General features: G+C 60.2%; 35 protein-coding genes and 1 pseudogene. 2 read left to right on the top strand and 34 right to left on the bottom strand.

The annotated features are described in order from the left end of the window. Window positions 1–42: 42 nt before the first annotated feature. The 4 genes from AAC029_RS12300 to crcB are packed head-to-tail and all read right to left on the bottom strand — an operon-like array spanning window position 43 to window position 2,859. Window positions 43–798, bottom strand: coding sequence for an ATP12 family protein (locus tag AAC029_RS12300; RefSeq protein WP_339748194.1), 756 nt, complete (start codon window positions 796–798; stop codon window positions 43–45). Beyond that, window positions 795–1,487, bottom strand: coding sequence for an HAD-IA family hydrolase (locus tag AAC029_RS12295; protein WP_339748192.1), 693 nt, complete (start codon window positions 1,485–1,487; stop codon window positions 795–797). Before AAC029_RS12295 ends, AAC029_RS12300 begins: the two co-directional genes overlap by 4 nt. Continuing rightward, a complete protein-coding gene (locus AAC029_RS12290; protein WP_339748190.1) occupies window positions 1,487–2,479 on the bottom strand; it encodes an RluA family pseudouridine synthase in 993 nt (330 codons plus the stop codon). Before AAC029_RS12290 ends, AAC029_RS12295 begins: the two co-directional genes overlap by 1 nt. Beyond that, a complete protein-coding gene (gene crcB, locus AAC029_RS12285) occupies window positions 2,476–2,859 on the bottom strand; it encodes a fluoride efflux transporter CrcB (RefSeq protein WP_339748188.1) in 384 nt (127 codons plus the stop codon). Before crcB ends, AAC029_RS12290 begins: the two co-directional genes overlap by 4 nt. Before the next feature lie 646 nt (window positions 2,860–3,505). Here crcB and AAC029_RS12280 point away from each other — a divergent pair. Continuing rightward, a complete protein-coding gene (locus AAC029_RS12280; RefSeq protein ID WP_339748186.1) occupies window positions 3,506–4,234 on the top strand; it encodes a DUF6624 domain-containing protein in 729 nt (242 codons plus the stop codon). Here the strand turns inward: AAC029_RS12280 and AAC029_RS12275 are convergent. Beyond that, window positions 4,218–4,592: a hypothetical protein gene (locus tag AAC029_RS12275; RefSeq protein ID WP_339748184.1), complete on the bottom strand. Its 375-nt coding sequence runs from the start codon at window positions 4,590–4,592 to the stop codon at window positions 4,218–4,220. The two genes, AAC029_RS12280 and AAC029_RS12275, sit on opposite strands and share 17 nt — an antisense overlap. A gap of 71 nt (window positions 4,593–4,663) precedes the next feature. After that, complete coding sequence (locus tag AAC029_RS12270) at window positions 4,664–5,980, bottom strand: replication-associated recombination protein A (protein WP_339748182.1); 1,317 nt, start codon at window positions 5,978–5,980, stop codon at window positions 4,664–4,666. A gap of 48 nt (window positions 5,981–6,028) precedes the next feature. Between AAC029_RS12270 and AAC029_RS12265 the strand changes: the two genes are divergently transcribed. Then, the gene (locus tag AAC029_RS12265) at window positions 6,029–6,445 is read left to right on the top strand and encodes a VOC family protein (RefSeq protein WP_339748180.1); all 417 of its coding nucleotides are present in this window, start codon (window positions 6,029–6,031) and stop codon (window positions 6,443–6,445) included. Here AAC029_RS12265 and AAC029_RS12260 read toward each other — a convergent pair. The 28 genes and pseudogenes from AAC029_RS12260 to rpsJ all read right to left on the bottom strand — a co-directional run bounded on the left by AAC029_RS12260 (window position 6,442) and on the right by rpsJ (window position 21,768). After that, a complete protein-coding gene (locus AAC029_RS12260; protein WP_339748178.1) occupies window positions 6,442–7,851 on the bottom strand; it encodes a Do family serine endopeptidase in 1,410 nt (469 codons plus the stop codon). The two genes, AAC029_RS12265 and AAC029_RS12260, sit on opposite strands and share 4 nt — an antisense overlap. 78 nt (window positions 7,852–7,929) lie before the next feature. Then, complete coding sequence (rplQ, locus tag AAC029_RS12255) at window positions 7,930–8,352, bottom strand: 50S ribosomal protein L17 (RefSeq protein ID WP_339748176.1); 423 nt, start codon at window positions 8,350–8,352, stop codon at window positions 7,930–7,932. A gap of 44 nt (window positions 8,353–8,396) precedes the next feature. Beyond that, complete coding sequence (locus AAC029_RS12250; protein WP_339748174.1) at window positions 8,397–9,416, bottom strand: DNA-directed RNA polymerase subunit alpha; 1,020 nt, start codon at window positions 9,414–9,416, stop codon at window positions 8,397–8,399. Window positions 9,417–9,491: 75 nt separating this feature from the next. Beyond that, window positions 9,492–9,881, bottom strand: coding sequence for a 30S ribosomal protein S11 (gene rpsK / locus AAC029_RS12245; protein WP_339748172.1), 390 nt, complete (start codon window positions 9,879–9,881; stop codon window positions 9,492–9,494). Between the two features lie 9 nt (window positions 9,882–9,890). Next, entirely contained in the window at window positions 9,891–10,259 is a 369-nt protein-coding gene (gene rpsM / locus AAC029_RS12240) for a 30S ribosomal protein S13 (RefSeq protein WP_339748170.1), read from the bottom strand. A gap of 144 nt (window positions 10,260–10,403) precedes the next feature. Further along, a complete protein-coding gene (locus AAC029_RS12235; protein WP_339748168.1) occupies window positions 10,404–10,970 on the bottom strand; it encodes an adenylate kinase in 567 nt (188 codons plus the stop codon). Further along, window positions 10,967–12,268: a preprotein translocase subunit SecY gene (gene secY / locus AAC029_RS12230; protein WP_339748405.1), complete on the bottom strand. Its 1,302-nt coding sequence runs from the start codon at window positions 12,266–12,268 to the stop codon at window positions 10,967–10,969. Before secY ends, AAC029_RS12235 begins: the two co-directional genes overlap by 4 nt. A gap of 66 nt (window positions 12,269–12,334) precedes the next feature. Further along, window positions 12,335–12,808, bottom strand: a complete 474-nt coding sequence (rplO, locus tag AAC029_RS12225) for a 50S ribosomal protein L15 (protein WP_339748166.1) — start codon at window positions 12,806–12,808, stop codon at window positions 12,335–12,337. A gap of 39 nt (window positions 12,809–12,847) precedes the next feature. Next, window positions 12,848–13,033 (bottom strand): 50S ribosomal protein L30, encoded by a 186-nt coding sequence (gene rpmD / locus AAC029_RS12220; RefSeq protein ID WP_339740735.1) that lies wholly within the window; start codon window positions 13,031–13,033, stop codon window positions 12,848–12,850. An 11-nt stretch (window positions 13,034–13,044) separates the two neighbouring features. Further along, complete coding sequence (rpsE, locus tag AAC029_RS12215) at window positions 13,045–13,647, bottom strand: 30S ribosomal protein S5 (RefSeq protein ID WP_091770271.1); 603 nt, start codon at window positions 13,645–13,647, stop codon at window positions 13,045–13,047. Window positions 13,648–13,659: 12 nt separating this feature from the next. Beyond that, window positions 13,660–14,022, bottom strand: a complete 363-nt coding sequence (rplR, locus tag AAC029_RS12210) for a 50S ribosomal protein L18 (RefSeq protein WP_339748164.1) — start codon at window positions 14,020–14,022, stop codon at window positions 13,660–13,662. 8 nt (window positions 14,023–14,030) lie between these two features. Continuing rightward, entirely contained in the window at window positions 14,031–14,564 is a 534-nt protein-coding gene (gene rplF / locus AAC029_RS12205) for a 50S ribosomal protein L6 (RefSeq protein WP_339748162.1), read from the bottom strand. A gap of 13 nt (window positions 14,565–14,577) precedes the next feature. Next, entirely contained in the window at window positions 14,578–14,973 is a 396-nt protein-coding gene (gene rpsH, locus AAC029_RS12200) for a 30S ribosomal protein S8 (RefSeq protein ID WP_339748160.1), read from the bottom strand. Between the two features lie 12 nt (window positions 14,974–14,985). Continuing rightward, window positions 14,986–15,291, bottom strand: a complete 306-nt coding sequence (gene rpsN / locus AAC029_RS12195; RefSeq protein ID WP_339748158.1) for a 30S ribosomal protein S14 — start codon at window positions 15,289–15,291, stop codon at window positions 14,986–14,988. A gap of 48 nt (window positions 15,292–15,339) precedes the next feature. Further along, complete coding sequence (gene rplE, locus AAC029_RS12190; protein WP_339748155.1) at window positions 15,340–15,894, bottom strand: 50S ribosomal protein L5; 555 nt, start codon at window positions 15,892–15,894, stop codon at window positions 15,340–15,342. Further along, window positions 15,887–16,204, bottom strand: a complete 318-nt coding sequence (rplX, locus tag AAC029_RS12185) for a 50S ribosomal protein L24 (RefSeq protein ID WP_339748153.1) — start codon at window positions 16,202–16,204, stop codon at window positions 15,887–15,889. Before rplX ends, rplE begins: the two co-directional genes overlap by 8 nt. Next, complete coding sequence (gene rplN / locus AAC029_RS12180; RefSeq protein ID WP_339748151.1) at window positions 16,204–16,572, bottom strand: 50S ribosomal protein L14; 369 nt, start codon at window positions 16,570–16,572, stop codon at window positions 16,204–16,206. The genes rplX and rplN overlap by 1 nt, the downstream gene beginning before the upstream one ends. Window positions 16,573–16,612: 40 nt before the next feature. After that, a complete protein-coding gene (rpsQ, locus tag AAC029_RS12175) occupies window positions 16,613–16,849 on the bottom strand; it encodes a 30S ribosomal protein S17 (protein WP_339748149.1) in 237 nt (78 codons plus the stop codon). Between the two features lie 3 nt (window positions 16,850–16,852). Further along, on the bottom strand, window positions 16,853–17,059 hold the full coding sequence (gene rpmC, locus AAC029_RS12170) for a 50S ribosomal protein L29 (RefSeq protein WP_339748147.1): 207 nt from the start codon (window positions 17,057–17,059) through the stop codon (window positions 16,853–16,855). A 14-nt stretch (window positions 17,060–17,073) separates the two neighbouring features. Then, entirely contained in the window at window positions 17,074–17,487 is a 414-nt protein-coding gene (gene rplP, locus AAC029_RS12165; RefSeq protein ID WP_091770294.1) for a 50S ribosomal protein L16, read from the bottom strand. Between the two features lie 12 nt (window positions 17,488–17,499). Continuing rightward, a complete protein-coding gene (rpsC, locus tag AAC029_RS12160; RefSeq protein ID WP_339748142.1) occupies window positions 17,500–18,204 on the bottom strand; it encodes a 30S ribosomal protein S3 in 705 nt (234 codons plus the stop codon). Continuing rightward, window positions 18,204–18,584 (bottom strand): 50S ribosomal protein L22, encoded by a 381-nt coding sequence (rplV, locus tag AAC029_RS12155; protein WP_339748140.1) that lies wholly within the window; start codon window positions 18,582–18,584, stop codon window positions 18,204–18,206. Before rplV ends, rpsC begins: the two co-directional genes overlap by 1 nt. Before the next feature lie 3 nt (window positions 18,585–18,587). Beyond that, complete coding sequence (gene rpsS / locus AAC029_RS12150; protein ID WP_339748137.1) at window positions 18,588–18,866, bottom strand: 30S ribosomal protein S19; 279 nt, start codon at window positions 18,864–18,866, stop codon at window positions 18,588–18,590. Window positions 18,867–18,876: 10 nt separating this feature from the next. Next, window positions 18,877–19,713 carry a 50S ribosomal protein L2 gene (gene rplB / locus AAC029_RS12145; protein ID WP_339748134.1) on the bottom strand — a complete coding sequence of 279 codons (837 nt, stop codon included), beginning with the start codon at window positions 19,711–19,713 and terminating at the stop codon, window positions 18,877–18,879. Between the two features lies 1 nt (window position 19,714). Then, window positions 19,715–20,011, bottom strand: coding sequence for a 50S ribosomal protein L23 (locus tag AAC029_RS12140; protein WP_339748132.1), 297 nt, complete (start codon window positions 20,009–20,011; stop codon window positions 19,715–19,717). A 2-nt stretch (window positions 20,012–20,013) separates the two neighbouring features. Further along, on the bottom strand, window positions 20,014–20,649 hold the full coding sequence (gene rplD / locus AAC029_RS12135; RefSeq protein ID WP_339748129.1) for a 50S ribosomal protein L4: 636 nt from the start codon (window positions 20,647–20,649) through the stop codon (window positions 20,014–20,016). Between the two features lie 158 nt (window positions 20,650–20,807). Then, window positions 20,808–21,449, bottom strand: a pseudogene (gene rplC / locus AAC029_RS12130) (50S ribosomal protein L3); the annotation flags it as partial. A gap of 4 nt (window positions 21,450–21,453) precedes the next feature. Then, window positions 21,454–21,768 carry a 30S ribosomal protein S10 gene (rpsJ, locus tag AAC029_RS12125; protein ID WP_091770311.1) on the bottom strand — a complete coding sequence of 105 codons (315 nt, stop codon included), beginning with the start codon at window positions 21,766–21,768 and terminating at the stop codon, window positions 21,454–21,456. Window positions 21,769–21,906: the final 138 nt, after the last annotated feature.

Below are 21,906 nucleotides of genomic sequence, written 5' to 3'. Positions count from 1 at the left end.
CCCTGGCGACACATTAGCGTGCCGCCCGCCGCCTTCAAGCTATCACGACGCGTCCAATGCGCGCAGCAGGCGCTCGGCGGCGATCAGTTCGGTCTTGAGCAGGTCGAGCCGTTGGGTCGCTTCCTCGTCCTGGCCCCAATGGGCGGCCTGATAAGCTTCATCGATCACCGAGAGCGCAAATACTTCTTCGCCGCCCCGTTTCCCCTCAAGCAGGGCAAAGCCGAGCACGGCGGAACTGCACACCGCCGTCGCATGTGCCAGCGCCGTCAGACGCCAGACATCGAGCGTCGCAGCGCGGGCATGGACAGTCTGTAGCGCCGCTGCATCCTGATCAATTGGCAGCACGCCGGTGCCCGAGCGCAGCTCAACGCCGAGATCACGCTTGGCCCAGTCCAGCATCGGATCCCAAGCCGCCGCCTGCGCTGCGACGAGATCGGACGGATCCGGGGCACGAAAGCAGAGTTGATCGGTGGAGGCATAGCGCGTCACTTCGGCGACGGTAGCGCCGTGGGCGTCACCCATCAGATCAATCGCGACAAAACATAGCCGGTTGGCCGGCATGGCCGGCGCATCGATCCGCTCGCCCTGGGCATCCCACTCGGCGGCCAGCAATTCGGCCAAGGCGCGAGTTGGTACCTGCAATAGCTTTTTGGCCGGCGTCTTGACCGAACGGCCATCGAGCTGAACCAACCAACCACCCTCACCCTCGGCGACGCTAACAGCGGTGTAAAAGCGCTTGGGCCGATTATCTTCCGGCTTGGGCATGCGCACACCCGGCTTGGTCTCATACTCGCTCATAAGGCACTCTCGGGGCTGCGGGCGGCAAAGGCGTCGAGCGCCTGGCCCAATGTCTCGAAATCATGGTGTACTTCGTGGGCGCCGCCTTCGGTAATCTCGTCGGCGGTGTGAAAGCCCCAGCTCACGCCAAGCGTATGGACACCGGCATTGCGGCCCATCGCCATGTCGAAACCGGTATCGCCGATCATCACTACATGAGCGGCTTCGGTGCCGGTCTCCCTGATGGCGTCGAGCACCATTCGTGGATGCGGCTTGCCGGGGCCGTGATCGACGGTCTGGAAAGTGTCGAAATAGCGGTGCAGACCGTGATGCTCAAACACGGCATCGAGGCCGCGCCGTGGCTTGCCGGTGGCCACGCCAAGCAGCCAACCCTCATCGCGCAGCTTCTCCAGCGTCTCGCGGGCGCCCTCATAGAGCGGTTCGGAAAAGCCCGGCTCACCGCGCATCTGGACAAAGGCCTGTTTGTAAAACTCCGCCAGCTGCGGCATTCGCTCGGCCGGATAGTCAGCCGGGGCCAGACGGGTTACCGCCTCGGTCAGCTCCAGCCCGACAATCGTGCGGGTGCGCTCATAGGCGATCTCGCCCAGCCCGGCACGCTTGAAGGCGCGCTCCATGGCTTGCTGGATCACAACGCGGCTATCGACGAGTGTGCCGTCAATATCCCAGATGGCGAGTTTCAAGGCTGACATCAGGCCAGCTGGTCCTCGATCTCGGCCTCGTCAATCTCGCGCGGGTTGAAGCCGAGCGTGTCGAAGACTTTGGCCAGCGGCTTGGGCAGGTCGGCCTCGATCACCAGCGGATTGCCATTATCGCGCGGGATCTCCAGCCGGCGCGCGTGCAGACATAGCCGCTGGCCGAGATCTTCCGGGGCCGGACGGTCGCAGGTGTATTTGCGGTCGCCGAGAATGGCAGTGCCCATGGCGGCGAGGTGGACGCGAAGCTGGTGCGTCCGACCCGTCACCGGACGCAGAGCAACCCAGCTGGCTTTCTGGCCGGCATCGGCGATCACCGTGTAGCGCGTGAGGGCGTGGTGGGAGCCCGGATCGCCGTGCGAGGCGCCGACCATCAATTCACGGTCTGGATCGCCGCCCGCGCCGGCGGCCTTCTTGAGGAAGCCCTTGATCTCGCCCATGCGTGGCTTGGGAACGCCAATCGCAATCGCCCAATAGGTCTTCTTGGTGCGGTGTTGCTGGAAAGCCTTGGCCAGTCGGGCGGTTGCCTTGGGGGTGCGGCCGACAACGAGAACGCCGGAGGTGTCCTTGTCGAGCCGGTGCACCAGACGCGGCCGCGTCATGCCCTCACCGAAAGCGTCGAGCAGGCGATCGAGATGCTTGGTGGTTTTCGAACCGCCCTGCACGGCGAGGCCGGAGGGCTTGTTGAAGGCGATCAGCTCGTCATCCTCATAGATGACCAGGCCGCGCACATAATGAATCTCTTCCGGGGTGAGGACATCGATCTTCTCGACCTCACCGGGCTCGGGCAGAGGCGGGACGCGGATTTCCATCCCCATCTCGACGCGCAGATCGGTCTTGGCGCGGCGGCCATCGACGCGAATATCACCCTTGCGACACAGCTTCTGGATCAGGCCTTGGCCGACATGCGGAAAGCGGCGCTTGAACCAGCGATCCAGCCGCGAGCCATCCTCGCCCTGGTCGACCGTCAGTAATTGAACGCCACTCATGGATAAACTTTCCGCATGATCATCATGCCAATCATCAGCGCCGCCAGCGCCAGAATTACCGAGCCCGCCGCATAGGCAAAGGCATTGAGCCACGCCTTGCGTTCGATCATCAGGGCGATATCGAGGGAGTAGGCCGAGAATGTGGTGAAGCCGCCGAGAAAGCCGACCGCGCCGAATGTACGTATCAAATGGTGATCACCGCGATCGGTCGCCACCAGCCAGCCGATCAGCAGGCCCATCATCAGACCACCAGCGATATTGACCGCAAATGTGCCCCAGGGCTGATCCGGCCCCAGCCATTTCAGCGCCGCACGTCCGATCAGGTGCCGGGAGATGGCACCCAGCGCCCCGCCGGTGCCGATGAGAAGAATGTTTTGCATCGCGGCTCGATAGGCTGTGCGGGCCACATTGGCAAGGGTGCGTCAGGTTTTCACCAACCGGCCGATCCTGCGGGATCGCAACGGGATTGCCCTACCCGGCCTGCGGGCCCCCTCAAGCCGGCACGGTCGCCGCCGCGCCATTCATCTCGACGCAAACCGCAAGAAAGCCATGGACCACACCCAACCTTTCCAAAAATTCATACTATAAATCCACATGTATGCAGTTCTGCATAGCTGACTTGGTGTAATGGAGGTTGTGAAACATGGCTAACCCCTTATTTACCAAGGCGTGAACCGGGAGGGCCCGGCTCACCAAGAACAAATGGAATTTTATCATGAACCGCCTCTCCACCACCATCAATGCCGTCATCAACGTCCTCTTCCTCGCTGGCGCGTTCGGCGCCATGGCAGTCGCCCTCGGCGGCACCGTCGCCTAGAACACCCATCCCGACGGGACCGCACCTCGCGGTCCCGGCACTGATGACCATGCAGACAAAAAGCGGGACCAGGCTCTAACCTGATCCCGCTTTTGTTTTGTCCGGACGCAGAAATATCCCCGGATTTCCCGACCATCGTGATCGCGGACTTGGCAGGGCGTGCGGACCGCCTAAACTGTGGCCACGCTGTCAGCCCAAGGTCCATGATCATGCTCGCATTGCTTGCTATCGCCGCCCTGTCGACCCTCGCCGTGCAAGACGCAGCCACCGAGGCACCAGCGTCCCAACCCAACGAGGTTATCGAGGCGTCGACTACCCCTGCGCCGCCGCCCACCGACGCCACCACGCTGATCGCGCAATTCGATGCCCAATACGCCGCTTGGGGCGATCTGATTGCCGAGCTGGCGGCACGCAAGGCGCGCGAGCGCTATCTGGCCGAGCTGTTGCTGCCGGTGATCACCCGCCCCAATCTGGATGAAGGTGCGAGCGGCGAGATTCTGCGCGAAACTCGCGATACGATTGCCGAGGTCGAAACCGCGGATACGCATTGGGCGCTGGCCCAGCTCGAGCCAGAGCGCTTCGCCGCCTTCCAGCTGGCGCAGCCGCGTCTGGCCAACGATATCCTGCGGTGGGCCGAACGCGACGAGGCCGGTCGCGGCCGCATCGTCGCGGCGCTCGAACCGGTCGTACTGGCGGGTCGCTATGATCCTCAGGCGTTTGCGGAAATGGCCGACACGCTCGCCCTCAGCCAGAGCAGGCCGCAGATCTACGGCACAGCCGCTGTCTGCGTTGACGGGCAGCGCGAGCCGGCACCGGTGCGGGCACCGGACAATCTCGATGCCCGCCGTATTGCACTGGGTCTAGGACCGATGGCCGACGCCTGGGCAGCGCTGATCGCCGCCCAGGGTGAGGCTTGCGAAGTTAGTCCTTCGCCCTGATGACCTGGTACAGCATCAACAGAACCGAAAGCATGACGGCGCCGCCGCCCATGCCGATCACCGGCTCAAGCGGCTCGGCCGCAGGATTTCCGTCGAACAGCATGTAGATGATCACCAACATGGTCACCGCACCGAGATTGTGCAGCAGGAGCTGGACCCAGCCCAGCAGGCCGCCAGCGATATCGAGACCGCGATAGATCAGCCCCCAGGCCAACGACAGGACGCCGCCCAGCAGCATGATGTGGGCATGCGTCGGCATCTGACTGTGATCACCGCTCTGGCCCATGATCTGGCCCAGCGTCATGCCGACCAGCAGCCATACAAGTCCCAATACCAGATGTGTTTTATAGAGTTTCATTCTCATTCCCTCCCCGGAATCGAATTCGCAGACGCTAATCCCGGCGGAGGTAAATTGACAAGATACAATCGTTACGGCTTGGCCGGGCTCTTGCCACGACGCAGGGTACGCCAGCGCTGCAGGCGTTCCGCAATGGCCGCCTCGCGGCCAGCATCCTTGGGCTCATAGAAGACCGGGCGCTCGCGCATCCCCTCGGGGAAATAATCCTGGCCCGACACGCCACCTTCAACATCATGATCGTATTGATAGCCGGCACCATAGCCCTGATCCTTCATCATCGATGTCGGTGCATTGAGGATATGGGCGGGCGGCATCAGCGAGCCGGTCTCCTTGGCTGATTTTTGGGCCCGCTTCCAGGCCGTGTAGACCGCGTTCGACTTCGGCGAGCAGGCCAGATGCACCACGGCCTGGGCCAGAGCGAGATCGCCCTCAGGACTGCCGAGGAATTGATAGGTGTCCTTGGCGGCGAGCGCAGAGTGAATGGCGGCGCTGTCGGCCAAGCCGATATCCTCAATCGCCATGCGCACGATCCGGCGTGCGAGATAGAGCGGGTCTTCGCCGCCCTCGATCATGCGCGCCAGCCAATACAGCGCCGCATCGGGATCAGAGCCACGCACGGATTTGTGCAGGGCCGAGATCAGATTGAAATGCTCGTCGCGCGATTTGTCATAGACCGGCGCGCGCTTGTTGAGCAGACGGCCGAGCTCAATCCGGTCAATCGGCGTGTCGCGCTGGAAGGTGAAGACTTCCTCGGCCAGATTGAGCAGATAGCGCCCATCGCCATCGGCCATCGCCGCGAGGGCATGGCGCGCATCCGCATCGAGGGGCAGTTTGGTGCCCATCTCGTCCTCGGCGCGAGCGATCAGATCATCGAGGGCCGCGTCGTCGAGCCGTTTGAGCACCAGCACCTGGCAGCGCGACAGCAGGGCCGCATTGAGCTCGAAGGACGGATTCTCGGTCGTTGCCCCGACGAGGGTGACGACGCCCTCCTCCACCACCGGCAGGAAGCCATCCTGCTGGGCGCGATTGAAACGATGGATCTCGTCGACGAAGAGGAGTGTGCCGCGACCGGCGGCGCGGCGCGCACGGGCGCGTTCGAAGACTTTCTTCAGATCGGCAACCCCGGAGAAGACCGCCGAGAGCGGTTCGAACTCCAGCCCGCTATCCTCAGCCAGCAGGCGCGCAATCGTTGTCTTGCCAACGCCGGGCGGACCCCAAAGGATCAGCGAGGCGAGTCGTCCCTGGGCGCGCATCCGGGCAATCGGTCCATCGCCCTTGAGCAGATGATCCTGGCCAACGACCTCGTCGAGCACGCGCGGCCGCAAGCGGTCCGCCAGTGGACGCGGCGCTTCGGTCTCAAGACCGGCAGCTTCAAACAGACTCGACATTACGCTAGGCTAGAGCCACCCAACCGGGTTGCAAGAGGAAGACACGGTATGAGCCCAACCAAAACCGCCATTGCGCCCTATATCAATGTCCGCCGCGGCGCTGAAGCGATTGCCTTTTACCAGCACGCCTTCGAAGCCGAAGAGGTTGAGCGCTATGAGTATGAGGGCAAGATTGGCCATGCGACGCTGCGGATTAATGGCGGAATTCTGAACCTCGCCGATGAATATCCCGAGTACGAAGGCGAGGTTGGCACGGTCGCGCCCGATACGCTCGGCGGACGCACCACCATCACCATCATGCTGTATGTCGAGAATGCCGATCTCTGGTTCGACCGGGCGATTGCCGCAGGCGCCGCTGTGCTGCGCCCCTGCACCGACGAATTCTACGGCCGCCACGGCAAGCTGCGTGACCCGTTCGGCCATGTGTGGAGCCTGGTGACGCTTAAAACGCCTGACGCGGGCTAGTAGAGCCGCAGAGTGGGCTCATAGCGTTGCCCACGACGGTCCAGCACAATCGGCCAGTCGCGTTCGCCATCAAAGCGCTCCGCAATGTGCGCGGCATCATCGAGCGTGTTGATCGCGGTGCCCTGCAAGGAGACCAGCCGGTCGCCCGGACGGAAGCCATAGCGCGCCGCGATAGAACGTCGCTGTACATTCATCACCACAACGCCGTCGAGGAAGGGATCGAGCCCGACCGTCTCGTTGAAGGCCGGCGAGAGCTGTACCAAGCTGACACCAGACAAGGGATTGCGCCCCTCAACCGGCAGCGGCTCGGGCGTCGTCGCGCCGGGCGCGGCAATCACCGGGACATTGAGCTCGATCTGCCGGCCCGAACGCAGGACTGTAAAGCGGGCATCGTCGCCGGCGGCGCGGATCGCCAGCCGGAAACGGGCGCCGGCATCATTGCTGATCTCATGGCCATCGACCGCCAGCACAACATCACCCTGCTGCAACCCACCCGTATCGGCCGCCGCGTGAGGATAAATCTCGCTGATCAGTGCACCGCGCGGCCGGTCCATATTGAAGGTGGACGCAATATCGCTGGTCACCGGTTGCAGGCGTGCGCCCAGCCAGGGCCGGATCAACTCGCCTTCGCTCAGGGCGGTATCGACCACGCGCCGTACCAGTTCGACAGGAATGGCGAAGCCGATCCCGTTCGATCCGCCGGAGCGCGAAAAAATCATCGAATTGATACCGATCAACTGGCCGCGCATATCAACCAGCGCACCGCCGGAATTGCCCGGATTGATCGCCGCATCGGTCTGAATGAAGGAGGCGAAATCGGTCTGGCCGACATCGGTGCGCGCCAGAGCCGAAACAATGCCGCTGGTGACGGTCTGGCCGACGCCGAAGGGATTGCCGATCGCCAGCACGAGATCGCCGACCTCCGGATCATCCGTCATGTTGAACGGCAAGGTCGCCAAGGGCTCATCGGTTTCGATCTTCAACACGGCGAGATCGGTTGCCTCATCGGTCAAAAGGACGGTCGCTTCAAACTCACGCCGGTCGGCGAGCACAACCCTCAACTCAGTGGCGCCAGCAACGACATGGTTATTGGTGACGATGACACCGGAATGATCGACGATCACGCCGGAGCCGAGCGAGTTTTGCTCCTGCGGCTGCGAACGGAACAGGCGCGAGAAGACCGGATCATTGGCGAAAGGGTTCTGATTGTTGACGACGCGCCGGGAATAGACATTCACCACGGCCGGCGCGACATCGCGCACGATCGGCGCGAAGGAGAGTTGCATCTCGACGCGGCTGTCCGGGACGATACGGTCCTGGTTCGCAGTGAGGTCGGTTTCCTGCGCGGCAACGGGCGCGGCGAACAGGAGGGTGGCGAGAAGCAGATGTTTGATCATGGTGCTCATATAACCCTGATTTCCGGCATGAAAAAGGCGGCCAGCCTGAGCTAACCGCCTTGATCTGATCGTTTGATGACCGGATTCTTACTCGTCAGTCATGTCGCCGGACACTGCAGCACGGGCGCGGTCGACAGCACCCTTCGCAGCGGTATCGCGATCGACCAGCTCGATAACAGCCATTGGCGCATTATCGCCATGACGGTAACCGGCCTTGAGCACGCGGGTGTAACCACCATTGCGCTCGGTGTAGCGGCCGCCGAGAGTGTCAAACAGCTTCTTGACCTGTTCCTCGTTGCGAACCTTGGACATCGCCTGACGGCGGCCATGGATATCGCCACGCTTGGCCAGGGAGATGAGCTTGTCCATGAACGGAGCCAGCTCCTTCGCCTTGGGAAGGGTCGTGATGATTTGCTCGTGCTCGATCAACGATGCCGCCATATTGGCGAACAAGGCTTTGCGATGCGAGTGCGTGCGGTTGAGCTTGCGATGTGCGATGCCGTGACGCATGGCTTGATCTCCTCAGGTCCAGTCGGGAGCCTCTCGGCTGCCTCCTAAACGTGGTCCTCGAAACGTTTGGCGAGATCTTCGATGTTCTCCGGCGGCCAGTTCGGCGCTTCCATGCCAAGATGCAGACCCATCTGGGCGAGAACTTCTTTGATCTCATTGAGTGATTTGCGTCCGAAATTCGGAGTGCGGAGCATTTCCGCTTCCGATTTCTGGATCAAATCGCCGATGTAGACGATGTTGTCGTTCTTCAGGCAGTTCGCCGAACGCACCGACAGTTCAAGCTCATCAACCTTGCGCAGCAGCGCCGGGTTGAAGTCGAGCTCTGGCTTGTCATCTTCAGCCGGACGCGCTTCGACAGCTTCTTCAAAGTTGATGAAGATCTGGAATTGGTCCTGCAGGATGCGCGCCGAATAAGCGACAGCATCTTCCGGCGACACGGTGCCGTCGGTTTCGACTTCAAGGATCAGCTTGTCATAGTCGAGCACCTGGCCTTCGCGCGTATTTTCGACGCGGTAGGACACACGCTTGACCGGGCTGAACAGCGAATCGACGCCGATCAGGCCAATCGGCGCATCTTCCGGACGATTGCGATCAGACGGGACATAGCCCTTGCCGGTATTGACGGTGAATTCCATGCGGATTTCAGCGCCAACGTCGAGCGTACACAGGACGAGGTCCTTGTTGACGATCTCGATGTCAGCCGTCTCTTCAATATCGCCAGCTGTCACCACGCCTGGGCCGGACTTGCGCAATACGACGCGCTTGGGGCCTTCGCCATGCATGTTCAAGGCGATTTGCTTGATGTTCAGCACGATATCGGTGACGTCTTCACGAACACCGTCGATCGACGAAAACTCGTGCACCACACCATCGATATGCACATTGGTGACCGCTGCGCCCTGAAGCGAAGACAGCAGCACACGACGCAGCGAATTGCCCAGCGTCATGCCGAAGCCGCGCTCGAGCGGCTCCGCAATGATCTTGGCATGACGAGCCGGGTTATGACCCGGTTCGATTTCCGGCTTCATCGGGCGGATGAGTTCTTGCCAGTTTTTTTCGATCACGTTCTTACTGCCCCTTCATCAGCCGCGCGGGAGATCCCGACGGCACGTTCAATATCCGAATTGCACAAACGCGTATCAGACGCGGCGGCGTTTCGGCGGACGGCAGCCATTGTGTGGAATCGGCGTGACGTCCTGGATGGTCGTGATGGTGAAACCCACCGACTGCAAGGCACGCAATGCCGACTCACGACCCGACCCTGGACCCGAGACTTTCACCTCGATGGTCTTCATGCCGTGTTCCATGGCCTTCTTGCCAGCATCTTCAGCCGCCATCTGGGCTGCATAGGGTGTCGATTTACGCGACCCTTTGAAGCCCATGTGACCAGCCGATGACCAAGCAATAGCATTGCCCTGCGCATCGGTGATGGTCACCATGGTGTTGTTGAAGCTCGCGCTCACATGGGCAACGCCCGATGTGATGTTTTTGCGTTCGCGCCGCTTAACGCGGCCTTGTTCCTTAGCCATGATCAGGCCCTACTTCTTCTTGCCAGCAATAGGCTTGGCGGGACCCTTGCGCGTACGCGCATTGGTGTGAGTGCGTTGACCACGAACCGGAAGGCCACGACGGTGGCGCAAGCCACGGTAGTTGCCCAGGTCCATGAGGCGCTTGATATTCACGGCAACCTCACGGCGCAGATCCCCTTCCACTTGGTGATCACGATCGATCACTTCGCGGATTTGAAGGACTTCTGCATCCGTCAGCTGATTGACGCGGCGATCAGGCGTCAGTGAGACCTGCTCGCAGATCTCCCTTGCCTTGGCCGGGCCAATGCCATGGATATAGCGCAGCGCGATTTCTACGCGCTTATTCGTCGGAATATTGACGCCGGCAATACGGGCCACAATCCATCTCCCAAAATCTGAACGCCGTGCGCGAGCGAACCAATGGACAACCTTGCGGTCGCCACATGAGCTCGCCCGTTTCGCGAAGGGCGCTATCTACAGTCAGCGTTGCCCCCCCGTCAATGGGGTTGCAACAGGGTTGTTTCAGTTCAAGGACAAAGCAGCAGCTATTCCTGCAGCTACATCGTCCACAGAGCCCATTCCTGGCACCTCCCGCATTTTGCCTTGAGCGGCATAAAACGGAATAAGTTGCGCCGTTTGGTCCTGGTAGTTTTTGAGACGCACTTTAAACGCCTCAATATTATCGTCTGCACGTCCTTCTTCGGCTGCACGTTTTTCCATGCGAGCCACAAGTTCGGTATCGTTCACCTGAAGGCGAACCACGCAATCCACAGCGCTGTCGCGGCGGGCCAGCGCTGCATCGAGCGCCTCTGCCTGCGCGACGGTGCGCGGGAAACCGTCAAATATCGCGCCACCGGCGGCTTCCGCCTCCGGCAGTCTTTCCTCAATCAGCTCGATGACGATCGCATCGGACACCAGATCGCCGGCATCCATGATCGCGGCAACGCGCTTGCCCAGTTCGGTACCGGCAGCCTTGGCGGCGCGCAGCATGTCCCCAGTCGACAACTGTACCCAGCCGCGCTCCGTGACCAACCGCTTGGACTGTGTGCCCTTGCCGCAGCCAGGAGGCCCGAACAGGATAATATTCATCGCTTGCGGCCCCGCAACTTCGATTTCTTGATCAAGCCTTCATACTGGTGCGCCAGCAGATGCGACTGAATCTGGGAAATCGTGTCCATCGAGACCGAAACCACAATCAGGATGGACGTGCCGCCCAGCCCCGCATTCGTGCTCATCATCATCGGCACCAGGCAGATCAGGGTGAGATAGAGAGCGCCGATCAGCGTCAGCCGTGAAAGCACGTAATCGAGATATTCCGTTGTCCGCTGACCTGGCCGGATTCCCGGCAGGAAGCCACCGTATTTACGCAGATTGTCAGCCGTCTCTTCCGGATTAAACACCACCGAGGTGTAAAAGAAGCAGAAGAAGATGATCAGGGCCGCATAGAGCGACAGGAAGAGTGGTGTGCCAGCGCCCAGATAGGCGACAGCGGTTTGCAACCACTCAGGGCCCGATTGCGACTGGAAGCCGGCCGCAGTCGCCGGCAGCAGCAGCAGCGAAGAGGCGAAGATCGGCGGAATCACGCCGGCGGTATTGAGCTTCAGCGGCAGAAAGGACGAATCCCCACCGACCATGCGATTGCCTTGCTGGCGCTTGGGGTACTGGACCAGAAGCCGGCGCTGCGAGCGCTCGATGAAAACGATCAGCAGCAGGCCGATGATGATCAGGGCGAAGCCGCCGAAGAAGGTGCCCATGCCCATGCCGCCACTGGCGCTCAGGCTCAGGGCACTGCCCAGCATGCCTGGAACGGCCGCGATAATACCGGCGAAGATGATCAGCGAAACGCCATTGCCGACGCCGCGCGACGTGATCTGCTCGCCCAGCCACAGCAGCAGCATGGTGCCGCCGACCAGGGTAATGACCGTCGAGACGATAAAGAAAGGTCCCGGGTTAAGAGCCATGCTCAGGCCGTCGGCATTGACCGCATTCATGCCCATGGCAATCGCCAGGGCCTGCCCGGTCGCCAAAACGACTGTCAGATAACGGGAATACTGGTTGATTTGCTTGCGGCCTGCCTCGCCACCTTCCTTTTTCAGCTTTTCAAGGCTGGGGATGGTCGCTTGCATCAGCTGCATAATGATCGATGCCGAGATGTAGGGCATCACGTTCAGCGCAAAAATCGCCATCCGTTCCACGGCGCCACCGCCGAGCACATTGAACATGCTCAAAATGCCCTGCGAGTTCTGTTCGAACACGCGGGCATATTGAACCGGATCGATGCCTGGAATCGGCACGAATGTGCCGAGGCGGTAGACGATCAGAATGATGATCGTAAACAGGATGCGCTGCTGCAGTTCCTTCGCCTTGGCGAAGGAACTGAAATTCATGTTCGCAGCAAGCTGTTCGGCAGCTGAAGCCATAAGTTATTCCCCTCGCGGCCGGCGCTTGACCGCTTATTCCGCGGACGCTGCCGCGGGCAGATTCACTTTACCGCCAGCTTTTTCGACAGCCTCAATGGCTGGCTTGGAAGCGCCGGCAACGGTGATCTCAACTTTGGTCTTCAACTCGCCCTTTGCAAGGAGGCGGATGCCATCAAGCTCACGACGCACCAGCCCGGCAGCGATCAGGGCGTTGCCATCAATCAGCTTTTTCGCATTGATCAGCCCGGCGTCGATCGCCTTCTGGATCCGACCGAGATTGATCTCGGCCCAAGCCTTGCGGTTTGGCTTGTTGAAGCCGCGCTTTGGCAGACGCATGTGGAGTGGCATCTGGCCACCCTCAAAGCCCTTGATCGCCACGCCGGAGCGTGACTTCTGGCCTTTGACGCCGCGGCCGCCGGTCTTGCCCTTGCCGGAACCGATACCACGGCCGACCCGGAAACGGTTCTTGGTCGAGCCGTCATTGTCGCGCAATTCATTGAGACGCATGTCATTCTCCATTCGAAAGAGCGGTATCCCGCAAGGGACCTACTCTTCGACGATTTCCACCATATGGCTGACCTTGGCGATCATGCCACGGACGGACGGTGTATCTTCCAGGACGCGCTCGCGGCCGATCTTGTTGAGACCGAGGCCGACCAGAGTTGCGCGTTGATCTGCCGGACGACGGATAGGACTCCGTGTCTGGCGTACTTTGAGTGTTTTCTTGGCCATGACAGCGATCCTTACGCTTCGATCGCTTCGGGTGAGGACGCGCCATCGTCGCGACGGTTCACCACATCACCAACCTTCAGGCCGCGCTTGGCCGCAACCGAGCGTGGGCTCGCCTGCGATTTCAGCGCGTCGAACGTGGCGCGGATCATGTTGTACGGGTTGGACGTGCCGACCGATTTGGCCACAACGTCGTGAATCCCGAGGGTTTCGAGCACAGCGCGCATCGGGCCACCGGCGATGACGCCGGTACCTGGAGGCGCAGCGCGCAGAACCACCTTGCCAGCACCGTGACGGCCCTTGCCATCATGATGCAGGGTCCGGCCCTCACGCAGTGGCACGCGGATCAAGCTCTTCTTGGCTTCATCAGTGGCCTTGCGAATGGCTTCAGGAACTTCGCGGGCCTTGCCCTGGCCGAAGCCGACACGGCCCTTCTTGTCACCGACGACGACAAGCGCGGCGAACTGGAAGTTACGGCCGCCTTTAACAGTCTTGGCAACACGATTGATGTGAACCAGCTTGTCGACGAATTCGTCTTCACGCTCTTGTTCACGACCGCGACCGCGTCCGCGACCCCGATCACCACGATCGCGCTGCTGCTCGTTTGGATGAGCCATGCGTCCGCTCCCTTAAAAGCTCAGGCCGCCCTCGCGGGCCGCCTCTGCAAGCGCTTTGACGCGCCCGTGAAACATATTCCCGCCGCGATCGAAGACGACCTCTTTGACGCCAGCCTTGACGGCGCGCTCAGCGATCATCTTACCCACGATACCGGCTGCCGTGACGTCGCCCCCTTTCGGGTGCTCCTTCTTGGCCGCATCCTCGAGCGAACACGCGGCGGCAACAGTGATGCCGCTCGTGTCGTCGATGATTTGGGCGTAGATATTCTTCGAAGAACGGAAGACGGACAGACGCAAGCGTCCATTGGCGAATTTCCGCAGACGGGTCCGTGTGCGCTGGGCGCGCCGGACAGATTTTTCGCGTTGGTTTTTCATCGCTCGCCCTACTTCTTCTTGCCTTCTTTGCGGCGAATGTATTCGCCAACATATTTGATGCCCTTGCCCTTATAGGGCTCTGGCGGACGAAAGCGACGGATCTCGGCGGCCACTTGGCCAACTTTCTGCTTGTCCGCACCTTCGATCTTGATCTCGGTGGGCTTCGTAGACGAAATCCTGACACCTGCAGGCGGCTCGTAAACAACGTCGTGGGACAGGCCGAGGGCCAGCTTCACGGAATTGCCTTGCATGGCAGCGCGATAACCGACGCCGACCAGTTCGAGATTTTTCTCGTAACCCGCTGTGACGCCCTGGACCAAATTGGCCACCAGCGCGCGCTGCAAGCCCCACATGGAGCGGGCGCGCTTCGTCATATCGCGTGGCGTGACCTTGAAGCCGTCTTCTTCCTGGGTGACGGTCACCTCAGGAACGAACACCATGGACAATTCGCCCTTGGGTCCTTTGACGGTCAGGCCACTCTCGGTCAGCGTCGTGGTGACGCCGGCCGGGATTGCGACGGGGAGTTTACCGATACGTGACATTAGGTTCGCTCCCTTAGCTTACGTGGCAGAGAATTTCCCCGCCCACATTGGCTTCACGGGCACTCGTATCCGACATCACACCCTTGGGGGTGGACAGGATAGCGATGCCGAGGCCGTTCTGGACGAGAGCAATATCTTTGACGCCGGAATAAACGCGGCGACCTGGCTTGGAAATCCGCTTGATGTGCTGGATCACCGAGTCACCTTCGTAATATTTCAGCTCGATTTCGAGTTCCTTCTGGCCGGTCGAATGATCGACTTCCGCAAAGTCGCGGATATAGCCTTCACTCTTCAGGACTTCGAGAACGCGACGGCGCAGGGCCGAGGCTGGCGTGCTGACGGTCCGCTTATTGCGCATCAGCGCATTACGGATACGGGTCAACATATCGCCGAGAGGATCATTCACCATGCTCGCTCTCCCTTACCAGCTTGACTTGACCATGCCGGGCACCAAGCCCTGGCTGGCCAGATCACGCATCGCGATACGCGACATGCGGAACTTGCGATAGAAAGCGCGCGGCCGGCCCGAGATCAGGCAACGGTTGCGCACGCGCGATACCGCGGAATTGCGCGGCAGGCTTGCCAGCTTGAGCTGAGCGGCAAAGCGCTCCTCAACCGGCAGGTCCTTATTACGGGCAATCGACTTGAGCTGCTCGCGCTTGGTTGCGTAACGCTTGACCAAGAGCTCGCGCTTGCGATTGCGCTCCACTGCGGATTTTTTCGCCATTTAATTCCTCCTGCGTGCAAGGCCCGATCGGCCTGCGCCCTTGTTGCGTTAGTTCGAAAACGGAAAATCGAACTCGGCCAACAAAGCCTTCGCTTCTTCATCCGAATTTGCGGTGGTGCACACCACAATGTCCATACCCCGGATCTTCTCGACCTTATCATAGTCGATCTCAGGGAAAACGATGTGTTCTTTCAAACCCATCGCGTAATTGCCACGACCGTCGAAGCTCTTGCCATTAAGGCCGCGAAAGTCGCGGACGCGTGGCAGGGCAATCGTAATCAGTCGGTCGAGGAACTCATACATGCGATCCTGGCGCAGGGTCACTTTGGCCCCGATCACCTGTTCTTCGCGCAGCTTGAAGCCAGCGATCGAATTCTTCGCAACGGTCTGGACCGGCTTTTGGCCGGAGATCGCCTGAAGGTCTTCGAGCGCGCCCTTGATCTTCTTGGAATCCTGGGCCGCTTCACCAACACCCATATTGATCACGACCTTATCGAGGCGCGGGATCTGCATGACGTTGGCATAGCCGAATTTTTCTTTCAGCTTGGCGCGGATCTCTTCGCGATACTTCGTACGAAGACGTGGTGTGTAAGAATCAGACATCGATCACCTCACCCGAACTCTTGGCGAAACGGACCTTGCGGCCGTCATCAAGCGTCTTGAAACCGACACGGGTCGGCTCACCAGTCTTCGGATCGGCCAGAGCCACATTTGATTTGTGGATCGTGGCTTCTTTTTCCTTGATGCCGCCCGGATCGGCTTGCGTTGCGCGCGTGTGGCGTTTGACCACATTCACGCCGGCAACGATCATCCGATCTTCAGCAGGCATCACTTTCATGACTTCGCCGGTCTTGCCCTTGTCACGGCCAGCGAGAATGACGACCTTGTCGCCCTTCTTGATCTTTGCAGCCATTACAGCACCTCCGGAGCCAGCGAGATAATCTTCATGTGGTTCTTGGCGCGAAGTTCGCGCGGAACTGGTCCGAAGATACGCGTGCCGAGCGGCTCGTTATTATTGTTGATCAACACAGCCGAATTCGAATCAAAACGAATGACGCTGCCGTCCTTGCGTTTGATGTCCTTGCGGACACGAACGACGACGGCTTTGCGAACATCGCCCTTCTTCACGCGACCGCGTGGAATGGCTTCCTTGATGGAGACGACAATAATGTCGCCGACGTGGGCATAACGACGCTTCGCGCCGCCAAGCACCTTGATGCATTGCACGCGACGTGCGCCGGAATTGTCGGCCACGTCCAGATTTGTCTGCATCTGGATCATCGCAGATCCTCCTTATGAGATGGCGTTATCCAGTCCAAGCCTAGGCTTGAGCCGGAACTACCTCCCACCGTTTAAGTTTCGACTTGGGTGCACATTCCTGGATCTGGATCATGTCCCCGACCTTGAATGCGGATTGCTCATCATGCGCGTGATAACGCTTGGTACGGCGAACCGTCTTGCGAAGCAGGGGGTGCAGGAATGTCCGCTCCACCCGAACCACAACGGTTTTGGTACCTTTATCGCTCACCACGACGCCTTGCAGGATACGCCTCGGCATCGCTTAACTCCCTTGCTCTTGCTGCGACTTGCGCTCGCTCTGAATGGTCCGGAGACGCGCGATGTCGCGGCGAACCTGGGTCACACGAGCCGTGTTTTCCAGCTGGCCGGTGGCCGCCTGGAAGCGCAGATTGAACTGCTCCTTTTTCAGCTTCAGGATATTGTCCTTCAGCTGATCTTCGGTCATGGCGCGAACGTCAACGGGTTTCATCGTTCCGCTCTCCCTTACTCGCCCATCCGGGCGACGATTTTCGTCTTGATCGGCAGCTTTGCAGCGCCGAGCGACAGAGCCTCACGTGCGACATCGTCCGGAACACCGTCGATTTCGAACATGATACGGCCCGGTTTCACACGACACGCCCAGAATTCTGGCGTGCCCTTACCTTTACCCATCCGGACTTCTGTCGGTTTCTTGGAAACCGGCACGTCCGGGAAGATACGGATCCACACGCGCCCTGCCCGCTTCATATGGCGGGTGATGGCGCGGCGGGTCGCTTCAATCTGACGCGCAGTTACGCGTTCAGGCTCAAGCGCCTTAAGACCGTAAGATCCGAAATTCAGCGTGAAGCCGCCTTTGGCAACACCCTTGATCCGACCCTTATGGGCTTTGCGGAATTTTGTACGTTTCGGTTGCAGCATGACCCGATTTCCCTACGCAGCCTGGCGGCCCGAACGGGCGCGCTGCTCACCCGACTCCTGGAGCCGGCGCTCCTGGGCCATCGGGTCGTGTTCCATGATCTCGCCCTTGTTGATCCAGACCTTGATCCCGATGATACCCATCGCGGTCTTGGCCGAGGCGGTCCCATAATCGATATCCGCACGCAGCGTATGGAGCGGCACGGAGCCTTCATTATACTGTTCGGTCCGGGCGATTTCGGCACCACCGAGGCGGCCGCCAACAACGACCTTGCAGCCCTTGGCACCCATGCGCATCGCCGATTGCAGGGAGCGCTTCATCGCACGGCGGAACGCCACGCGACGCTCAAGCTGCTGCGCAATCGATTCCGCGACCAGCGTGGCATCAATTTCCGGCTTGCGAACTTCAACCAGGTTCAAGAACACTTCGCCATCGACCATTTTCGAAAGCTCACGGCGCAGGACTTCGATATCGGAGCCCTTCTTGCCGATCACCACACCGGGACGCGCCGTATGAACGGTGACGCGGCATTTCTTGTGCGGACGCTCGATCACTATCTTGGAAATGCTGGCAGCCTTGAGGCGCTCTTTCAGCACTTTGCGGATCGCGAGATCTTCATGCAGCAGCTTGGCGTATTCGCCAGCTGTCGCATACCAGCGGGAATCCCATGTACGGTTGATGCCGAGGCGCAGACCGATCGGATTTACTTTCTGACCCATCAGGCGGCCTCCTCAACTTCACGAACCACGATTGTGAGCTCGGAAAACGGTTTCAGGATCTTGGCGCCACGCCCACGGGCACGGGCCCGGAAACGCTTCATCACCAGATTCTTGCCGACGAAAGCTTCAGCAACGATCAGAGAATCGATGTCGAGGCCGTGATTGTTTTCGGCGTTGGCGATCGCTGACTCGAGGGTCTTCTTGACCTCAAGTGAAATCCGCTTGCGCGAGAATTCAAGATCCGCGAGGGCGCGCTCGACCTTCTTGCCGCGGATCATCGCAGCAACGAGGTTGAGCTTCTGGCCGCTCGTGCGGATCGTCCGCAATTTCGCCCGTGCTTCATTATCAGCGACGCGGCGGGGATTGGTAGACTTTCCCATCTCTTATCTCCGCTTCGCTTTTTTGTCGGCCGCGTGACCGTAATAGGTCCGGGTCGGTGAAAACTCACCAAGCTTGTGACCGACCATGTCTTCCGACACGAGCACAGGCACGAACTTGTTGCCGTTGTGAACCTGGAAAGTCAGGCCCACAAATTGCGGCATAATCGTTGAACGGCGCGACCAGGTCTTGATCGCTTGCTTGCGTCCGGCTTCGTGCGACTTTTCCGCTTTTTTCAGCAGATAGCCGTCGACGAACGGACCTTTCCAGACAGAACGAGGCATCGTCGGCTCCCTATCGCTTCTTGCGTTCGTGACGCGAACGGATGATGAACTTGTCCGTAGACTTGTTGCTCCGTGTCTTCGCGCCCTTGGTTGGCTTGCCCCATGGCGTCACCGGATGGCGACCGCCAGAGGTGCGGCCTTCGCCGCCGCCGTGTGGGTGATCGACCGGGTTCATGACAACACCGCGGACCGACGGACGCTTGCCCATATGGCGCTTGCGACCGGCCTTGCCGAGATTGATGTTGGAGTGATCCTGGTTTGAAACCGCACCGACCGTTGCCATGCACTTGTCGGAGACCATGCGAAGCTCGCCGGAAGCCAGACGAATTTGGGCATAGCCATTATCGCGACCGACCAGCTGGACATAGGCACCAGCGGAACGGGCGACCTGACCACCCTTTTCAGGCTTCAACTCGACATTGTGCAGGATCGTGCCAACCGGCACCGATTTGAGCGGCATTGCATTGCCCGGCTTCACATCGACCTTGGCCGCCGCGAGAATGACATCGCCTTCAGCCAGGCGCTGTGGCGCCAGGATGTAGGCTTTTTCGCCATCTTCGTACTGGATCAGCGCGATGAATGCGGTCCGGTTCGGATCGTATTCCAGACGCTCGACCGTGGCCGGCATGTCCCATTTACGACGTTTGAAGTCGATAATACGGTACAGACGCTTGGCACCGCCACCGATACGGCGCGCCGTGATCCGACCCATATTGTTGCGGCCGCCGTGTTTCGACAGGCCCTCAACAAGGGATTTTTCCGGACGTCCCTTATGCAGTGCGGAGCGATCCACAAGCACCAGGGCACGACGGCCCGGAGACGTTGGTTTGAATGTTTTCAAAGCCATCTTAGAGCCCCGTCGTCACGTCGATCGCGTGGCCCTCAGCAAGGGTCACGACCGCTTTTTTCTGGTCACTACGACGACCGCTAATTCCGCGGAAGCGCTTTGTTTTACCGTGAATCCTGATCGTGTTCACGGCCGTCACTTTCACCTTGAAGAGCTCTTCAACCGCCTCGGCGATCTCCTTCTTGTTGGCGCTCAGCGGTACGAAGAAGACAACCTTGCCGTCTTCCGACAGCAGGGTGGACTTTTCCGTGATCACTGGACCCAGGATGGTGTCGTAATGGCGCGCAGCAGCTGACATATTCAAGCCTCCTTCGCGCTAAAGCGTTCGTGGATTTTCGCCACGGCCGACTTGGTCAAAACCAGCGTATCGCGACGCAGCACGTCATAAACATTCAAACCCTGGACGGGCAGAACATCGACGCACGGCAGGTTGCGAGCCGCGAGAGCAAAATTCTCATTGACGGCTTCACCGTCGATGATGAGCACATTCGACAGACCGAGACCGGCGAAAGACAAACGCAAATCCTTCGTCTTCGGCGCGCTCAGCACCGCATCATCAAGAATGATGAGCGATTGCGAACCAGCCTTCGACGACAGCGCATGGCACAGGGCCAGCGAGCGCAGCTTCTTGGTCAGATCATGGGCATGGCTGCGGACTTGCGGTCCGTGAGCCTTGCCGCCACCGACAAATTGCGGAGCCGAGCGAGCGCCGTGACGTGCAGTACCGCCGCCCTTTTGCTTGCCGAACCGCTTTTTGGTGCGGGCGATTTCGGAACGGCCCTTGGTCTTGTGCGTTCCTTGTTGCCGAGCGGCGAGCTGCCACTTGACGACACGCTGCAAAAGATCGGCGCGAACTTCATCGATACCGAAAACGGCATCGTCAAGCTCGATGGCACCGGCATCTTTCGCCGCGAGGGTCTTTACCTCGAACTTCATGCTTCCGTTCCTTCTTCGCCTTCAGCAGCGGCTGTCGCAGCCGGTGCATCAGCTTCCACGGCGGCCGCAGCAACCGGTGCGTTATCCGCAGCCGGCGCGTTGAGCTCGTCGAGTGTACGGAATTTGCCAGGAAGAGGCAGATCGGCAGCGCCGTGTCCCTTGATGGCATCCCGCAACTCAACCCAGCCACCGGCGGAACCGGGGACTGCGCCTTTGACAAGAACCAGACCGCGATCGATGTCGACGCGAACAACCTCAATATTCTGGGTCGTCACACGCACGGCACCCATATGGCCGGCCATTTTCTTGCCCTTGAACACCTTGCCAGGATCCTGACACTGACCAGTCGAGCCATGCGAACGGTGCGAAACCGACACGCCGTGGGAAGCCCGAAGACCACCAAAGCCGTGACGCTTCATCGCGCCTGCAAAACCCTTACCAATCGAGGTGCCGGCCACGTCAACTTTTTGACCTGGTACGAAGTGATCGGCCATCAGCTCAGCGCCGACTTCGATCACCCCGGTTTCGGGAACCCGGAATTCCACAAGCTTGCGCTTGGGAGCAACTTTGGCTTTCGCGAAATGCCCGCGCATCGCCTTTGGCGTGCGCTTGGCTTTCGCCGTGCCGGAACCGAGCTGCAGCGCCAGATAACCGTCGGTATCGACGGTTTTGTGGGCCACAACCTGGCAACCTTCCAGATGGAGCACGGTGCAAGGCACATGCGAGCCGTCTTCAGCAAAGACGCGCGTCATGCCGAGCTTGCGGGCAACCACGCCGGTTCTACGATCTTCCTGGCGCATGGTCCTAGGCTCCCAGCTTGATCTCGACGTCCACGCCGGCGGACAGGTCGAGCTTCATCAGCGCGTCCACCGTTTGCGGCGTGGGGTCAACAATGTCGAGAAGGCGCTTGTGAGTCCGGATCTCGAACTGCTCGCGCGACTTCTTGTCGATGTGCGGCGAACGCAGCACGGTAAATTTCTCGATGCGCGTCGGCAGCGGAATCGGTCCGCGCACGTTCGCGCCAGTGCGCTTTGCCGTCGAGACGATCTCACGGGTGGAGCTATCCAGAACCCGATGATCGAAGGCCTTGAGGCGAATGCGGATGTTTTGACGTTCCATCAACCCGATCCCGTTTCTTAAACTTCAAAAAGAGCGAAGCCGGAGCGGCGCACGATGGCGCCGCCCCAACCAATGAATGCTATTTACTCGACGATTTTCGAGACGACGCCGGCACCAACGGTGCGGCCGCCTTCGCGG

The sequence above is a fragment of the uncultured Maricaulis sp. genome, from assembly GCF_963975345.1.
GTDB lineage: Bacteria > Pseudomonadota > Alphaproteobacteria > Caulobacterales > Maricaulaceae > Maricaulis.
This window is presented reverse-complemented; position numbering and strand designations above follow the sequence as displayed.

Coding starts and splice junctions, on each gene's coding strand:
- AAC029_RS12260 (WP_339748178.1), bottom strand. CDS start 7,851: ATGAGCACCATGATCAAACATCTGCTTCTCGCCACCCTCCTGTTCGCC.
- rpsN (WP_339748158.1), bottom strand. CDS start 15,291: ATGGCGAAAAAATCCGCAGTGGAGCGCAATCGCAAGCGCGAGCTCTTG.
- AAC029_RS12290 (WP_339748190.1), bottom strand. CDS start 2,479: ATGAGTGGCGTTCAATTACTGACGGTCGACCAGGGCGAGGATGGCTCG.
- rpmD (WP_339740735.1), bottom strand. CDS start 13,033: ATGGCCAAGAAAACACTCAAAGTACGCCAGACACGGAGTCCTATCCGT.
- rplP (WP_091770294.1), bottom strand. CDS start 17,487: ATGCTGCAACCGAAACGTACAAAATTCCGCAAAGCCCATAAGGGTCGG.
- rplE (WP_339748155.1), bottom strand. CDS start 15,894: ATGTCTGATTCTTACACACCACGTCTTCGTACGAAGTATCGCGAAGAG.
- crcB (WP_339748188.1), bottom strand. CDS start 2,859: ATGCAAAACATTCTTCTCATCGGCACCGGCGGGGCGCTGGGTGCCATC.
- rplQ (WP_339748176.1), bottom strand. CDS start 8,352: ATGCGTCACGGCATCGCACATCGCAAGCTCAACCGCACGCACTCGCAT.
- rpsS (WP_339748137.1), bottom strand. CDS start 18,866: ATGCCTCGTTCTGTCTGGAAAGGTCCGTTCGTCGACGGCTATCTGCTG.
- secY (WP_339748405.1), bottom strand. CDS start 12,268: ATGAATTTCAGTTCCTTCGCCAAGGCGAAGGAACTGCAGCAGCGCATC.
- rplD (WP_339748129.1), bottom strand. CDS start 20,649: ATGAAGTTCGAGGTAAAGACCCTCGCGGCGAAAGATGCCGGTGCCATC.
- AAC029_RS12300 (WP_339748194.1), bottom strand. CDS start 798: ATGAGCGAGTATGAGACCAAGCCGGGTGTGCGCATGCCCAAGCCGGAA.
- rpsC (WP_339748142.1), bottom strand. CDS start 18,204: ATGGGTCAGAAAGTAAATCCGATCGGTCTGCGCCTCGGCATCAACCGT.
- rplV (WP_339748140.1), bottom strand. CDS start 18,584: ATGGGAAAGTCTACCAATCCCCGCCGCGTCGCTGATAATGAAGCACGG.
- AAC029_RS12265 (WP_339748180.1), top strand. CDS start 6,029: ATGAGCCCAACCAAAACCGCCATTGCGCCCTATATCAATGTCCGCCGC.
- AAC029_RS12280 (WP_339748186.1), top strand. CDS start 3,506: ATGCTCGCATTGCTTGCTATCGCCGCCCTGTCGACCCTCGCCGTGCAA.
- rplB (WP_339748134.1), bottom strand. CDS start 19,713: ATGGCTTTGAAAACATTCAAACCAACGTCTCCGGGCCGTCGTGCCCTG.
- rplX (WP_339748153.1), bottom strand. CDS start 16,204: ATGGCTGCAAAGATCAAGAAGGGCGACAAGGTCGTCATTCTCGCTGGC.
- AAC029_RS12140 (WP_339748132.1), bottom strand. CDS start 20,011: ATGTCAGCTGCTGCGCGCCATTACGACACCATCCTGGGTCCAGTGATC.
- rpsQ (WP_339748149.1), bottom strand. CDS start 16,849: ATGCCGAGGCGTATCCTGCAAGGCGTCGTGGTGAGCGATAAAGGTACC.
- rplF (WP_339748162.1), bottom strand. CDS start 14,564: ATGTCACGTATCGGTAAACTCCCCGTCGCAATCCCGGCCGGCGTCACC.
- AAC029_RS12295 (WP_339748192.1), bottom strand. CDS start 1,487: ATGTCAGCCTTGAAACTCGCCATCTGGGATATTGACGGCACACTCGTC.
- rplO (WP_339748166.1), bottom strand. CDS start 12,808: ATGCGTCTCAATGAATTGCGCGACAATGACGGCTCGACCAAGAACCGT.
- rpsH (WP_339748160.1), bottom strand. CDS start 14,973: ATGGTGAATGATCCTCTCGGCGATATGTTGACCCGTATCCGTAATGCG.
- rpmC (WP_339748147.1), bottom strand. CDS start 17,059: ATGAAACCCGTTGACGTTCGCGCCATGACCGAAGATCAGCTGAAGGAC.
- rplN (WP_339748151.1), bottom strand. CDS start 16,572: ATGATCCAGATGCAGACAAATCTGGACGTGGCCGACAATTCCGGCGCA.
- rpsJ (WP_091770311.1), bottom strand. CDS start 21,768: ATGGAACGTCAAAACATCCGCATTCGCCTCAAGGCCTTCGATCATCGG.
- AAC029_RS12275 (WP_339748184.1), bottom strand. CDS start 4,592: ATGAAACTCTATAAAACACATCTGGTATTGGGACTTGTATGGCTGCTG.
- AAC029_RS12235 (WP_339748168.1), bottom strand. CDS start 10,970: ATGAATATTATCCTGTTCGGGCCTCCTGGCTGCGGCAAGGGCACACAG.
- AAC029_RS12270 (WP_339748182.1), bottom strand. CDS start 5,980: ATGTCGAGTCTGTTTGAAGCTGCCGGTCTTGAGACCGAAGCGCCGCGT.
- rpsK (WP_339748172.1), bottom strand. CDS start 9,881: ATGGCTAAGGAACAAGGCCGCGTTAAGCGGCGCGAACGCAAAAACATC.
- rpsE (WP_091770271.1), bottom strand. CDS start 13,647: ATGGCTCATCCAAACGAGCAGCAGCGCGATCGTGGTGATCGGGGTCGC.
- rplR (WP_339748164.1), bottom strand. CDS start 14,022: ATGAAAAACCAACGCGAAAAATCTGTCCGGCGCGCCCAGCGCACACGG.